Genomic DNA, 13,747 nt, shown 5'->3' with positions numbered 1-13,747 from the left:
GAAAAACGTCGGAAGTCGGAAATCGGTTTCAAGTCTTTATGGTAAACAACAGGGCGAGGCCAGCCGCCCCAAACATCAGGTTGGGTGCCCAGGCGGCAAGCACGGGAGTGAGCAGACCATAAGCTCCCATCTGCTCGAAGATGCGAAAGATCCCCCAATAGGACATCGCGATTGCCACACTGGCCGTAATTCCGAAAAAGGCTCCCCGCTTTCCCATGAAAAAAGAGAAGGGGACACCGATCAGAGCCATGACGAAGCAGCTCAGCGGAAACGAGATTTTCATGTGAAGCTGAACCTGCAATTCTGTAGCGTTATAGCCGGATTGCTTGAGATAGTCAATGTAATCCTTTAATTCAAAATATGTCAGCTTCGCCGATTCTCTGGGCTCAAAAATCTCTTTCTTGAAATAGCTCGCCTTTTCGGGAAAAGCAAAATTCGCCTTGCTGATGGGTTGGAATCCCATGTGAGCCGGCTGAAAGTCCCGAACCCAGCCGTCTTCGAGGACCCAACTACCCTGTGCGTCGATGGTGGCTTGCCGGGCGTGGATTCGGCGCTTGATCGCCAGTTGATGAAGGTCGACTTCATAGACGTTAAGGCCGACAAAAACGTCCTTATTGGGGTCAAAGTAGTCGTAATTAAAAATACGATCGGAATCGTTGGACTCGCCAAAGATCCATTTGCGTGGCCGAGCGGTGGTCTGTGGTGGTCTTGCTTTGATCAGGTTCCTCAGTTCGTCCTGACGCTTGTTTGCGGAAGGGAGGACGTAGTCCTGCATGAAATAGACGCCGGCGCAAATAACGGCGGAGACCAGAATAACAGGGAGCGCGATCCGGTACAGGCTCCAGCCGCCGGCTTTCATCGCCGTCACCTCGGAGCCCTTTTCGAGAATTCCGAACAAGATCAGGATGGCCAGGAGCACCGCCATCGGAATGACCAGAAGGAGAATGTGCGGGGTCAGGAATGTGAAGTAGCGCACGACTATGGCTACGGCAATCTTGTGCCGGATGATCTCATCAAGAAGATCAAAAAGTGTGAGCACGACAAAGAGCGAGTAGCAAATCAGGATTGACCAGAAGAAGTAACCGAGAAATCCCTTATAAATATAAGAGTCAAGAACCTTCGGAAACCACTTGCGTGCGGTAGCGGCGGCGAAGCCATTGGATCTCTCGAAAGCGGGCCGTATTAATCTGAGATGCAATCTTCTGGCGAGGGCTTCCAGTCTGGGTTTCCAGCGCCAATTGGCAGCGCACTGGGCAAGCCAACCGTTTTGTTCGGCATTTATCAGCATGACGACTCCAATACCGAGCAAAATGATGTCGGCTCCCCAGAGACCGAGCCAGGGAGGCACCGTGTCAGTCTTGGCAAGCCTTATGCCGTTGAAAAACATTACGTAAAAAAGGAGCGCGAGCACCAGGCTAAGCACGGAGCCGGAGGTTCGGCCGCCTCCGCGCGTGCAGGCTCCCAAGGAGAGTCCGACGAAAGCAAAACCCAGGACCGAGCAGGGAAGTGCGAGCCGCTTATGGAGCTCGATCAGTTCGTCGCGACGTTGGGCAGAGTTGATCCCCTGAGAACCGCGCCACAGGTCGAGCGTGGATTGTTCGGGTGGATCCTTGGTCCGCTGCTGGTTAGCCCCCTCAGAACTGATTCCGCTATCACGATTTATCGGGATATCCGTCGCGGCAAACTCACTGATGTTGTCTTTGCTTGGATCCTGAGGATTGACCTCATAAACGGTGCCCCGCACCAGGTGCATCTGCAGACGCAACCCGGCGTTATCGCTTACCCAGGTCCCCTCGCGGGCCATCACGATTCTGGGGGTTTGCGGATCGGAGTTGTCGGCAAGAAAAACCCGATCCCAATGTTGCCGGTCAATGGAAAGATCGTCGAGATAAAACACGACATTGGGAAACTCGTTAAAAGCACGCGGTACGATCTGCGATGTTGCCTGCCGTATGCTGATAAGATCCTTTAAGCTGTCGAGGATATCGTTGGTCTCCGGCAGAACAATTACGGACATGATAGCAGTTGCCAATCCCACCAGCACTCCCAGTGCGACTACCGGTTGCAGCATCCGCCGTAGAGGAACTCCGCAAGCGCGCAGGGCGGTAACCTGATACTCGCCGGAGAGGCCGCTCAAACCGATCAAGGTGCCAATCAGAAATGACAGAGGCAAAGAGAAGATGAGTACGCCGGGAGCGACGGACCCGGCGATGATCAGGACAGCCTCAGGCGAGGCGTTCCGCGTAATCAGGAGTTCCGACAGCCGGCCAAGCTCCTGCATGAAGACGACAAAGGTCAGGACAGCCAATGCAATGAGGAAAGGCGGGACCATCGAGATATGCAGCAGCTTGTCGATCTTACGCATCGCGCGAAAGCCTAGCATAAGGGCAGATGCCAGTAAAGAATCCGTGGAACCAGCAAACCAGTGGATGCAACGAATCTAAAGAGTCAAACACTCAGCGAAAGGATCAAATTTAGGGATCCGGGTGTTGGAGGGAAGCGGCGCGGGCCCACGGGCAAGGATGTTCCGAGAACCCCGGCGCGCACCCGTTCAACTTCTGATAAGATATCTTATGTCAACTAGAAACTATGGTGCGATCGGGTCCTCGGACCCCAGGCCATCCTGGCAGAGGCCTCTTCCCTGCATCTGGATTCTCATGATAAACGGTTGAAATACTGGAGGTTGCAATAGGATAAGATGGATTTTATTTTGGAGATCGGGACCCTGCTCCCGCTCGATCTCTTATGGCTTGAGGGGGGTTCGCCATGAAAGAGCGGGCTGAGAGTGGGCCCCGGCAAGAGTTCCCTCACATTTTGTACTTCCCCAGATCTTCGGGATTGAGGTTCTCAAGCCATTGGCGAATTTCTTCAGGAGTACTGCGCTCTGCGGACAGTGTGGTTGAGGATGCACTTGCGGATTTTGAAATTACCTCATCGGTTACATAAATGGGAGAGTCGGTACGAAGTGCCAGTGCGATGGCATCGGAGGGGCGTGAATCAACGGTGACCGTCTTCCCCGCAACATCCAGAAAGATCAAGGCATAAAACGTATTGTCCTTGAGTTCAGTAACGACGATCTTGGTTACGTGCGCATCCAGGTGATTTAGGAGGCCCTTAATCAGGTCATGGGTCATGGGTCGGGGCGTATCTACTTTCTCGATTTGCAATGCGATGGCGTTAGCTTCGAAGATTCCGACCCAGATTGGAAGCAGCGTGTCGCTGGTGGTGTCCTGAAGCACAACGATCGGAGAGTTGGTCAACGGGTCCATCATCAGGCCTTTAATCTTAAACTCGATCTCTTTCATGCTGCCTCCGTCGTCACTGAACCCAGACACCCTTGAGACTGTGGGCACCGAAACCCGAGATTTCCACCTTCGCCATGCGACCCATGAGACTATTCGGGCCGTCGAAGTTTACGATCTTGTTGTTGCTCAAACGACCTGTGAGTTTGAAAGTGCTTCGGGCGCTGCCGTCGACCAGGACGTCGACAATCTGTCCCAGGTAGGCGGCGTTCTTGTTGTATTGAATCAGTTTCTGTTGCTCCTGCAAAGTCTTCAATCTCGCCCTCTTTTCCGCATCCGGGACGTCGTCGTGTAGCTCTAGAGCCGCGGTGTTGGGTCGGGGTGAGTACTTAAAGGAGAAAACACAATCATATTGTACCTCATCGAGTAATCGAAGAGTATGCCGAAAGTCCCCCTCCGTCTCACCTGGAAATCCTACTATGATATCGGTGGAAATGGCGATGGAACGGGGCGCCCGGCGAATTCTCGCCACCGTCTCGAGATATTTTCCCCTGGTATATCCCCGGCGCATGGCGCGCAGTATTTTCGTCGAACCGGACTGAACCGGAAGGTGCACCTGGCTACAAATCCGGGGGCACGTAACAATGGCGTCGATAAGGTCGTCGCTGAACTCATTCGGATGCGGGGAGGTAAAGCGGATGCGGGCGAGGCCCTCGATCCCCGACAACCGCCGCAGTAACCCGGCGAATGTCAGACGGGCTGGAGATGGATCCCGGTAGGCGTTCACCGTCTGTCCGAGGAGCACAATCTCGATGTAGCCCTCGGTCACAAGCTTCTCCACCTCCCGAATGATGTTGGCGCTCACCCGGTTGCGCTGCCTGCCTCTCGTGAATGGCACCACGCAGAAGCTGCAGCGCCGGTTGCACCCTTCGCTGATCGTAACGCCTGCTCGCCAGCGGCTCTCCCGCAGAACGTAGGCATTTTCGAGCGGCTCAGGATCATCATCCATGCGCAAGTCGATGGCGGGTCTCCGGGTTGCCTGCGCCCGGTCGACCAGATCGCCCATTACGTGGCCTTTCTGAGGACCGGCAAGAAGATTCACGAATGGCACTTTTTTTAGAACCCGCTCGCCTTCAAGCTGCGCCATGCATCCGACGACGCCAACGACGAGGTCCTGACGCTCATCTTTTATCTTCTTGATCTCACCTAAACGCGCGTAGACTTTCTGCACTGCTTTCTCGCGCACGCTGCAGGTGTTGAGAATGATGACATCCGCGGCGGCGGCATCGCCCGCCGGCTCCATGCCGCCGTGCTGCAGGTTGCCGGCTATTTTTTCGGAATCCAGTTCGTTCATCTGGCATCCGAATGTTTCGATGAAGAACTTCCTCGCCATACTTAAGCCCGCAGTTCCTTCCTGCTTCCTTTGGCTGCGTGGTCGAGCATTTCCCGGGCGTGGCGGCGTGTGGTTTCAGTGATCACTTCGCCCCCCATCATGCGCGCCAACTCTCCTGCCCGGGCTGCTTCGTCGAGACGCTCGACGGTCGTTTCGGTCCGTGCACCTATTGTTTCCTTGCGCACGCTAAAATGGTTCCGAGCATAAGCAGCGATCTGAGGCAGGTGTGTCACGCAGAGCACCTGGTTCTGAGACGACACTTCACGCAGCCTCCTTCCAACCACCTCGGCGACGCGTCCTCCGATTCCGGCATCGATCTCGTCGAATACCAGGGTCTTGCCTGTCTCGCCCCCGCCGCACAAAGCCTTGATGGAAAGCATGATGCGAGATAATTCCCCTCCGGAAGCGATTTTCGCCAGGGGTCTCATCTCCTCACCGGCATTGGGCGCCAACAGAAACTCTATCTGATCTACGCCATTGGGTCCACAGTGGGCAGGTATGCGTCCCTGCGTGGCCACACCGGACCTTTCCCTGGGCCGAAAGCGGACGCCGAGATCCATCCGTTCCATTGCCAGGGCGTGAAACTCCTTGCGAATCTCGCGTTCGAGTCGCGCCCCATCCTTATGCCGCTTTGAAGACAGATTCTCCGACAACGCTAGATAGTGCTTCAGGCCGGCATCAAGTTCTCCTGAGAGCCGGATCGAGATATCATTGGAAGAAACGAGTTCCTCCAGTCGCCTCTCGCACTGATCTGCAAAGGCAAGGACTTCTTCCATGGACTTCCCGTACTTGGCTGAAAGCCGATCCAGATCGGAGAGCCGTCGTTGGACCTGATCGAGTCGTTCCGGGCTGAAATCGATGTTCCCCGTGTAGTCACGCGCCAGGTAGGCCAAATCCTCCAGCCGGTAGACGCTTTCGCGCAGGGATTCCAGATGGGTATTCCAGCTGGAATCGAATTCTGCGAGTTGCTGCAGCACTCGGGTAAGACGGTCCACCTGGCCCGTGACCGAGTGCTCGCTCTCATATAACAGCGCGTAGGCCTCGTTTGCCAGGGCGAAGACCTTTTCCCGATTGGCAAGGACCGACCGTTCGTTCTCCAATTCTTGTTTCTCGCCCGGATGGATGGCTGCGCGGCGGATCTCGTCGACCTGAAAACGCAAGATGTCCAGGAGTCGCTGCCGCTCCTGCTCATCCATGGCCAGGGCATCCAGCCGCAACGCGATATCGCGCATCCGCCCGTACTGGTCGCGCAACTCGCGAGCCGCCGATTCATTTCCGCCGAACCGGTCGAGCCATTGCAGGTGTGCAGAGAGGTCGAGCAGTGCCTGATGATCCTGCTGGCCGTGAATGTCTGCCAGAATGCCGCCAATCGATCGGAGCAGCGTCAGTGTGGCCAGACTGTTGTTGATGAAGACGCGCCCGCGCCCGCTCGAGGAAATCTCGCGGCGAACCAGAATCGAGTCGTCATCCGCATCGATCCCGGCTTCGGTCAACTGCCCGGTCACAGACTTGTTGTCTGCCGAGAAAACGCCCTCCAGAACTGCGACATCACAGTTTGACCGCACCATTTCCTGAGAGGAACGGGCTCCAACCAGGAGCCCGAAGGCATCCACGATAATCGACTTGCCTGAGCCGGTCTCTCCGGTCAGCACAGTGAGGCCATCTCCGAACTCGATTTCAAGGTTCCGGATCAGCGCAAAATCCCTTATTCTCAAAAATCGGAGCATGAGCTTTTGCCTCCAGGAGTCCTGTTCTGACGGAGAACCCGTGCCGGTTTAGTCTAACACAGGTGAAGGGCCGCTGAGGCACCCGTTGGACCACCGGGAAATCGCCCGGCGGCTGTCTTCGTTCAGGTTAGATTCGATAGACAATTCAGGCGTGCGGCACGTCTAAAGACGAGGTACAAGCTGCGCCGCAGACAGTGGGAAAATGCCGGCGACGAATGGCACGGCGGTCGCAGCCGCATCCAGAGAATCTCAACGCAGGGGTGCACTGAGATTGCAAAACATCTACGATTCTTGCCCGCAGTGCCTGAGTCGCAGAGGTGCGAGAAGAGTGTTTGACTTCGCCTGTAAGCTATGGTATTTCTATATTTTATGGCCCTATTAATCCAGTTTTGATTAGGAGGAAGGGATTATTTTGCACTTCACCTGGACATTGGCATTTCAGGCGGGTGCGCCGGAGGCCGGAGGTTTCCTCGGCCAGGCCATTCCGACCCGCGAATTTGCATACGTTATTCTGCTTCTCCTGCTGCTCTTTTCCCTCGTCTCCTGGACCATCATGGTGCGGAAGTGGCTCACTTTTCGCCAGATTGAACGTCAAAGCCGCGGATTTGTCGCGATTTTCCGCAAGAGTTCACGTCTGAGCGAGGTAAGCCAGGCTTGTGAACACTATCGCGGAACTCCGTTGTCAGGCATTTTCACTGCGGGTTATCAAGAGTTAAATGCCCAGCTTCAAAGTTCGAAAACCAAGGATGTGCCCGGCAATCCCGGCCACCCGGTGTTGAGCGAAAGGAACCTGGCCGGCATCCAACGTTCGCTGCAGCGGGCGGCGTCAGCAGAACTCTCCGTCCTGGAGCGAAGCATGAGCTGGTTGGCTACCACGGCGTCGGTTACTCCGTTCATCGGGCTGCTCGGCACGGTAGTCGGCATCATCAGCGCTTTTAACGGACTGGGGCTCGAAAAGACGGCATCCATTCAGGCGGTGGCCCCGGGGATCGCCGATGCTCTGTTCGCGACGGCAGCCGGCTTGTTTGCCGCGATCCCGGCAGTGATCGGCTACAATCAGTTTGTGCACCGGATCAAGAACGTCGCCTCCGAGATGGACGATTTCTCGACTGAACTTCTGAACCTGGTCGAGAGGAGTTTCAGCTAATGGCTTTCACGACGCAGCAGGGCAGAACGGCTACTTCCCTGTCGGAGATCAACGTCACACCGCTCGTGGATGTCATGCTCGTCCTGCTCGTCATTTTCATGGTTACCGCACCGATCCTCCAGACCGGGATCGACGTCCAGTTGCCGGAAACCAAAGCTGCCACGGACACGAATCCTGCGGACAATGTTGTGCTTTCAATCAGCAAAGAAACTCTTCTCTATTACGGCTCGGATTTGATCACCCTCGCGGCCCTGCCGGAGCGCCTCAAGAAGGACAGGAAGGGACCCAAGGATCCGATCTATCTGAGAGCGGACGTGGCTGTGAAGTGGGCGTCGATTGTGTCGGTGATCGACACGGTGCGCAGCGCCGGCTTCAGCGAAATCAAGCTGGTCACCAAGCCTTACCAGTCGCCCAAGAAATAGTCGTGCACCCATGACCCATACGCCGCCGCGAGGAACCCTGCTGGAGTTGCCGCTCATCGAGGAGCGGTATGGGCGGGCATTTCTCACGTCGGTCGCCTTTCACGGTCTTTTGCTGATTTTCTTTTTGGTCGCGCCATTTATCATGCCAAAGGCATCGCCGATCCGAATCGGGACTGGTCCGGGCGGAGGAAGCGGGAGCGAATCCTACACCGTGGGTATTGCGGACGACCTGGGTGGAGGGGCGGGGCTGATCAAACCGGCGACGACCCCTCAGCCTCCCGTGCTGCCGGTGGAAAAGCCAGCCAAAAAAGAAGTCAAGAAAGAAGATACCAATGTAAAGGCGGTGCCCCTGCCCGATGCGGCGACTGCCAGGAAAAAGGCCGCCAAACCCGTGCCCGCGGCGGCTTCAAACCAAATCCCGGTTGCAGACGCGAAGGGGGCGGGAGGCGCCGGCGGAGTCGCCGGCGGTTCCGGTGGCGGCATCGGCAGCGGCGTTGGAGTCTCGATCGGGGCCGGATCGGGCGGAGTGGGGGATTCCTGGTACGCTCGCGTCGTGGAACAGCGAATCGGCGCCAACTGGAGCAAGCCTGTCGGCCCGCAGCAGCGCATTGAAATCGTCTACAGCTTCATAGTCGGCAGCGACGGGCGCATTGACATTGACAAGATCACGCTCGAGAAGTCCTCAGGCAACGATGCGCTGGATCTCACTGCCAAGCGCGCAATCTACGCTTCGAATCCGCTCGCGCAACCGCCTCCGGAATTGCGCGGCAGGCCTTTGCAGTTTGTATGCCAGTTTGTTTATCCTCCGGATAAGAAGTGATCATTCATGTCTAAGGAGTGAGATGCTCGCCAGAAAACTGCTGTTGCCGGCGTTATTACTGTTGATTTCACTGCCCTCACTCGGTGTGCAGGATAAGCCGCAGATCGTGATCCGCCCCGCACCGCAGGAAGAGATGATCCTGGCCTTGCCTGATGTGCAACCTCTCAGGTCCGAGCAGGCGGCCGCCCTGGCTCCGGCTCTGAAGACCCTGAACGAGGTGCTCTGGGACGACCTGAAATTTTCGGGATTTTTCACCCTGGCCGGCAAGAGCTTCTATCCACCCCAAGCGATTCTGCGCGAGGCGGATATCAACTACGATGCCTGGGGTGCGCTCCCCTTCAGAGTGAGCTTTCTGTCAGCCGGCACGCTCCAACTCGACGGCGGCGTTCTGATGGCGGAGTTGAACATTTATGACATGAAGCAGCAGCTGAGAAGTTTCGGCAAGCGCTTCACCGGCGACATCGATCAGGCGCGCTCGATCGCTCATCTCTGGGCCGACGAGATCGTCAACAGGCTGACTGCCGGAGCGTCGCGCGGGATTGCGTCCACGAGGATCGCCTACTCATCACGCCGCGGGGGGGCGAAAGAGATATATGTGATGGATTATGATGGCAACGACCAGCGCCCGTTCACGCGCAATGGATCGCTGAACCTGTTCCCCTCGTGGGCCCCTGACAGCTCGAAGCTCGCCTTTATCAGCTACAAGACGGGAAAACCCGAGATCAACATCTATTCGTATCTGGACGGCTCGCGCCTTCCCTTCCCGGTATTCAACTCCTTGACCGCCAATCCCAAGATCTCGCCCGACGGCAGTCGACTGGTTTTCACAATGACGGACCCCAGAGGCAACATCGACATCTACGTTTCGAAGCTGGATGGCACCGACCGGCGGAATCTCACAAACAGCCCTGCGATCAACTCCACTCCCACGTGGTCTCCCTCCGGCAGCCAGATCGCTTTTATTTCAAACCGTGACAGCACGCCCCAGATCTATATCTGCGATACGGATGGTGCGAATGTCAGACGCATCGTGAAGGAAGGGGGTGAAGCGGATTGGCCCGCATGGTCCCCCGACGGGCGCTGGATTGCATTCCACTGGAAGCCGCGCATGGCAGAGAGCTTTGACATCTATATCGCAGAGGTCAGCACCGGACAGATTCGCCAGCTTACAAGCGATTCGGGAAGCAACGAGTGTCCGTCCTGGGCGCCGGACGGGCGGCACCTGGCGTTTCAATCCAATCGCACCGGCAGCGACCAGATCTTCATCATGCTTGCCGATACCAACAATCCCGAGCTGCGCATGGTAACCAGTCAGGGCGCAAACACCTGCCCGGCATGGGGCGGATACCTGCGGAAAAACTGAGAGGCAGCGGAAGATTGGCGTTTTTTCCGGACACGCCGAAGCGTATGCTATAGGAGATTTTGATTTTACGGGATGACCAGTGACCGCGCAACCACACGATATTGATGACCAATTCAGGACAACGAAGGAGGCCCATTTCATGAGAAAATCTCTGTACCCGCTAGCCGTCATTGCTCTCCTGCTGGTAGGCATAGCCGTTACGGGGACCGGATGTGGAGGAAGGAAGGCTGGACCTACGCCTGCGGGCGCGACCACGCCGCCGCCCGCGGTCGAGCCGACCCCTGCGCCGCCGGCGCCAACGATCACCCTGACCGCATCGCCGGCAGCAATTGTGAAGGGACAGACCGCAACGCTGTCCTGGCGCACCAGTAACGCAACCGAGGTCACGATCGATGGCGGTATCGGGACTGTAGAGGGTTCCGGCAGCCGCACGGTGTCGCCTTCTGCTTCAACGACGTATCGGGCCCGGGCAACGGGCCCGGGCGGTGTAGCCGACGCAGAGGTGCGCCTGACTGTAAGTGCTGAGGAGCCGGGAGTCATCGTCCCGACGGAGCGCCGGGTGAGCGACAGTGAGCTTTTCACTGAAAGAGTCAAGGACGCTTTCTTCGATTACGACAAATACGACATCCGTGACGACGCGCGCGAGGCATTGCTTCAGGATGTGCAGCTCCTGAAGGAACGCTCCAACATCCGTATCACGATCGAAGGTCACTGCGACGAGCGAGGCTCCGAAGCCTACAACCTCGCCTTGGGCGACAAACGTGCCAATGCGGCCAGGGATTTTCTCATAGCGCAAGGCATCAGTGCGGCCCGCATCGACACAATCAGCTACGGCGAGGAAAAGCCTTTCGCTCCGGGCCACGATGAGGAAGCCTGGAAGCAGAACCGGCGGGCTCACCTCGTCATGCGTTGAGTTTTCATCTTGCGAATTGGAAGTCAGCCGGAGGGCGAGGCACGACATCGAACTCCGGCCTTTTCTTGTCCGGCTGATTGAAGCCTGCCAACGCCTATGAAATAATGCATGTAAACCTTCACGGGAGAAAACCCCATGAAACGAATCCCTTATCTTGTAGTCATGGTTTTGCTCGGGGTCGCTTCGACGGCCCAGGCTGGTGTCAAAGAGGAGTTGGTCCGCCTTCAGACGGACGTGCTTGCGCTCAAGAATCAGATACTTCTGATCGAGAAGACCTTCAACGAGCGCACCGACGGCATCCGGAGCCTGGTGGTGCAGCTCAACGACCAGGTGGGAAAGACATCCCTGGTTCTCGGAAGGATATTGAATGCGCTGGAAACACAGTCCTCCGGCGATACCACCACGCTGCAGGCCGTGCTGAAAGAGGTCAAGGAGTTATCGAACAAGATGGATGAGACGAACACGCGCATGTCCGCGCTGGCACAGCAGATTGCCGACATGAAGGTGCAGTCGAAGCCGGTCGCGCAACGCGCCTTTCAGGCCGCCGCAGATAATCCCGACGCGCTCGCAATTTCCGCGGACCAGATTTACAGCGAGGCTTATAACGACCTCGTCCAGGGCAACCTTGACCTGGCAATCCAGGGTTTCAATGCCTTTCTCAAGAGTTTTCCCACCAACGATAAAGCGGACGATGCGCAGTACAACATAGGAGAAGCCTTCTACAACGACAACAAATATCCGCAAGCGATCGCGGCATTCACCAAGGTCGTGACGGATTATGCGGGGGGAGGCAAGGTGGCCTCCGCCCTCTTCAAGAGGGGCAAGTCGGAATTGGCGCTGCGGCAGAAGGACGCCGCGGTTGCGGACTTCAGAACCCTGGTCGACAAGTTCTCAACCGCGCCCGAAGCCAGCCTTGCACGGGCCGAATTGCAGAAACTGGGGATCGATCCGTCCAAGCCGGGTAAAACGGTCATCAAGAAACGCGGAGAAGGAATCGCACACTGAAAGGGAGATCGTATGAGCTCGTTGAACAAGGTCATGCTTATCGGCCGCCTCGGCAAGGACCCGGAGATTCGCTATACGCCCGATGGGGCTCCGGTGGCCAACTTCAGTCTGGCCACCGGTGAATTCTGGACGGATAAGAGCGGGACGCGCCAGGAGCGGACCGAGTGGCACAATATTGTTGCCTGGAATAAACTGGCCGACCTGAGCAAGCGCTATCTGGCCAAGGGACGCCAGGTCTATATCGAAGGGCGTCTCCGCACGCGCGAGTGGGACGACAAGGACGGAAACAAACGCCGCACCACGGAGGTTGTCGCGAATCAGATGGTGCTGTTGGGAAGCCGCCCCGAAGGAATGGAAGCCGGCACCGCCCCCATGCAGCGAAGCGCACCCGGACCCGAGCCCGGGATGGCGCCATCCCCTGGTCCGGCGGATGTGGAAATCACCGACGACGACATTCCATTCTGAGCGCACCGCAATCGGGAATCTCGAAACACATGAAAACCTTATTCGTGTGTTTCGGGGTTCCCTGCGGAGAAGCCGCACATTTTCCCCACTCCCCACCACGCCGCGATCTCATCACCGGGGATGCCGGCTCGCGCGTGCTAGAAGGAAGCGGCGCAGCGATGACTCATAGCCTGCACCGGTGCTGAGCTCGACCCACTCCGCTCCGTTGCCGCGCAGCAGGTGCAGGAGCGCTGCCCTCCTTTCGCCGGCGCTGCGCTCATATTCCCGGCGCACAGCGTTGCTGCCGCTGTTGATCACCATCACCTGGCCTGTTTCGGGGTGCCTGACGCGAATGCGCCCGACGGCCGGCAGCACCCATTCTCGGGGGTCCAACGCCAGTATGAAGACCATTTCATGCTTGCGGCCGGCAGCTGAGAAACTGCGGCTCGCCTGCAAAGGCGCCTGAAAGTCCGTCAGGAACACCATCAGGCTCCGGGGCACGCCCGGAGAATTGACGAAGTTCCAGACAGGATCCAGGCCGGGAGCTGCCCCGCCGGGCGTGATCGATACCAGTTCGCGAATCAGGCGCGCCGCATGATTCCAGCCTTTGGCTGCAGGAACGAACAACTCCACGCCTGCCCGAACCAAAGCCAGGCTCACCCGGTCCCTGGCAAAAAATCCTGACAACACCAGCAGCGCGCCGACCTCGAGCAGGAGGTCGAACTTCGTGCGCTGCACGCTCCCGAACGCCAGGGAACCGGACGTGTCGAGTATCAACAGGACATTGCGTTCACGCTCTTCCACCATGCGCTTTACATAAAGCGACTGATGGCGTGCCGACACATTCCAGTCGATGAGGCGTACCTCATCCCCTTCCGCATACTCACGCACTTCAGCAAATTCCATTCCCTGGCCGCGAAAGGCGCTGCGATAAAGGCCCGCATATTGAGAGCGGGCCAGGAACCGGCTCTTCAGCTCGAGTCGTCGCGCGCGGGCAAGCAAAGTGTCGAAATCCATAAGTGCTACCAGGATCTCAACGCAGAAGCCGCAAAGATCGCAAAGAATATCCGCTCAGATCTAAAAAGGCTGCCGATAATCGCCGGATGTGTTCTGCGCCCCTCTGCATTGAGGTTCTTAGCCCCAATACTGTTCACTTAACAAACGAACTGTGGTATCCTGTGGTAAATTTTCACAGGAGGACCGCATATGGCACGTACCGTTGCTGAGCTTCCAAGCGGCTCCCGCATTACGGATTACATCAGTCTGGGCGT

The 13,747-nt window shown here is 57.2% G+C and carries 12 protein-coding genes; 7 read left to right on the top strand and 5 right to left on the bottom strand.

Annotated features, from left to right (window positions below; genetic code table 11):
* Nucleotides 1–28: 28 nt before the first annotated feature.
* The 4 genes from LAP85_10285 to recN form a co-directional block, all read right to left on the bottom strand.
* Nucleotides 29–2,365, bottom strand: coding sequence for an LptF/LptG family permease (locus LAP85_10285; protein ID MBZ5496782.1), 2,337 nt, complete (start codon nt 2,363–2,365; stop codon nt 29–31).
* A gap of 442 nt (nt 2,366–2,807) precedes the next feature.
* A complete protein-coding gene (locus LAP85_10280) occupies nt 2,808–3,305 on the bottom strand; it encodes a bifunctional nuclease family protein (protein ID MBZ5496781.1) in 498 nt (165 codons plus the stop codon).
* Between the two features lie 13 nt (nt 3,306–3,318).
* Nucleotides 3,319–4,596: a tRNA (N6-isopentenyl adenosine(37)-C2)-methylthiotransferase MiaB gene (miaB, locus tag LAP85_10275; protein MBZ5496780.1), complete on the bottom strand. Its 1,278-nt coding sequence runs from the start codon at nt 4,594–4,596 to the stop codon at nt 3,319–3,321.
* 41 nt (nt 4,597–4,637) lie between these two features.
* On the bottom strand, nt 4,638–6,362 hold the full coding sequence (gene recN / locus LAP85_10270) for a DNA repair protein RecN (protein ID MBZ5496779.1): 1,725 nt from the start codon (nt 6,360–6,362) through the stop codon (nt 4,638–4,640).
* Between the two features lie 553 nt (nt 6,363–6,915).
* Here recN and LAP85_10265 point away from each other — a divergent pair.
* The 7 genes from LAP85_10265 to LAP85_10235 all read left to right on the top strand — a co-directional run bounded on the left by LAP85_10265 (nt 6,916) and on the right by LAP85_10235 (nt 12,497).
* Nucleotides 6,916–7,509, top strand: coding sequence for a MotA/TolQ/ExbB proton channel family protein (locus LAP85_10265; protein ID MBZ5496778.1), 594 nt, complete (start codon nt 6,916–6,918; stop codon nt 7,507–7,509).
* Nucleotides 7,509–7,931, top strand: coding sequence for a biopolymer transporter ExbD (locus tag LAP85_10260; GenBank protein ID MBZ5496777.1), 423 nt, complete (start codon nt 7,509–7,511; stop codon nt 7,929–7,931). The genes LAP85_10265 and LAP85_10260 overlap by 1 nt, the downstream gene beginning before the upstream one ends.
* Nucleotides 7,932–7,941: 10 nt before the next feature.
* Complete coding sequence (locus tag LAP85_10255) at nt 7,942–8,751, top strand: TonB C-terminal domain-containing protein (protein MBZ5496776.1); 810 nt, start codon at nt 7,942–7,944, stop codon at nt 8,749–8,751.
* Between the two features lie 22 nt (nt 8,752–8,773).
* Nucleotides 8,774–10,114: a DPP IV N-terminal domain-containing protein gene (locus tag LAP85_10250; GenBank protein ID MBZ5496775.1), complete on the top strand. Its 1,341-nt coding sequence runs from the start codon at nt 8,774–8,776 to the stop codon at nt 10,112–10,114.
* Nucleotides 10,115–10,253: 139 nt separating this feature from the next.
* Nucleotides 10,254–11,027, top strand: a complete 774-nt coding sequence (gene pal / locus LAP85_10245; GenBank protein ID MBZ5496774.1) for a peptidoglycan-associated lipoprotein Pal — start codon at nt 10,254–10,256, stop codon at nt 11,025–11,027.
* A 135-nt stretch (nt 11,028–11,162) separates the two neighbouring features.
* Nucleotides 11,163–12,032, top strand: coding sequence for an outer membrane protein assembly factor BamD (gene bamD / locus LAP85_10240; protein MBZ5496773.1), 870 nt, complete (start codon nt 11,163–11,165; stop codon nt 12,030–12,032).
* 12 nt (nt 12,033–12,044) lie between these two features.
* Complete coding sequence (locus tag LAP85_10235; GenBank protein MBZ5496772.1) at nt 12,045–12,497, top strand: single-stranded DNA-binding protein; 453 nt, start codon at nt 12,045–12,047, stop codon at nt 12,495–12,497.
* Nucleotides 12,498–12,608: 111 nt separating this feature from the next.
* On the opposite strand, the gene LAP85_10230 is transcribed toward LAP85_10235, so the two are convergent.
* A complete protein-coding gene (locus tag LAP85_10230) occupies nt 12,609–13,493 on the bottom strand; it encodes a DUF58 domain-containing protein (protein MBZ5496771.1) in 885 nt (294 codons plus the stop codon).
* Nucleotides 13,494–13,747 lie beyond the last annotated feature (254 nt).

Source organism: Terriglobia bacterium (assembly GCA_020072565.1).
Taxonomy (GTDB): Bacteria; Acidobacteriota; UBA6911; order UBA6911; family UBA6911; genus JAFNAG01.
The sequence above is the reverse complement of the archived record's forward strand: the minus strand, read 5'-3'. Positions and strand labels throughout refer to the sequence as shown.

Coding starts and splice junctions, on each gene's coding strand:
- LAP85_10280 (MBZ5496781.1), bottom strand. CDS start 3,305: ATGAAAGAGATCGAGTTTAAGATTAAAGGCCTGATGATGGACCCGTTG.
- LAP85_10260 (MBZ5496777.1), top strand. CDS start 7,509: ATGGCTTTCACGACGCAGCAGGGCAGAACGGCTACTTCCCTGTCGGAG.
- LAP85_10250 (MBZ5496775.1), top strand. CDS start 8,774: ATGCTCGCCAGAAAACTGCTGTTGCCGGCGTTATTACTGTTGATTTCA.
- recN (MBZ5496779.1), bottom strand. CDS start 6,362: ATGCTCCGATTTTTGAGAATAAGGGATTTTGCGCTGATCCGGAACCTT.
- LAP85_10285 (MBZ5496782.1), bottom strand. CDS start 2,365: ATGCGTAAGATCGACAAGCTGCTGCATATCTCGATGGTCCCGCCTTTC.
- miaB (MBZ5496780.1), bottom strand. CDS start 4,596: ATGAACGAACTGGATTCCGAAAAAATAGCCGGCAACCTGCAGCACGGC.
- LAP85_10230 (MBZ5496771.1), bottom strand. CDS start 13,493: ATGGATTTCGACACTTTGCTTGCCCGCGCGCGACGACTCGAGCTGAAG.
- LAP85_10255 (MBZ5496776.1), top strand. CDS start 7,942: ATGACCCATACGCCGCCGCGAGGAACCCTGCTGGAGTTGCCGCTCATC.
- LAP85_10265 (MBZ5496778.1), top strand. CDS start 6,916: ATGGTGCGGAAGTGGCTCACTTTTCGCCAGATTGAACGTCAAAGCCGC.
- pal (MBZ5496774.1), top strand. CDS start 10,254: ATGAGAAAATCTCTGTACCCGCTAGCCGTCATTGCTCTCCTGCTGGTA.
- bamD (MBZ5496773.1), top strand. CDS start 11,163: ATGAAACGAATCCCTTATCTTGTAGTCATGGTTTTGCTCGGGGTCGCT.
- LAP85_10235 (MBZ5496772.1), top strand. CDS start 12,045: ATGAGCTCGTTGAACAAGGTCATGCTTATCGGCCGCCTCGGCAAGGAC.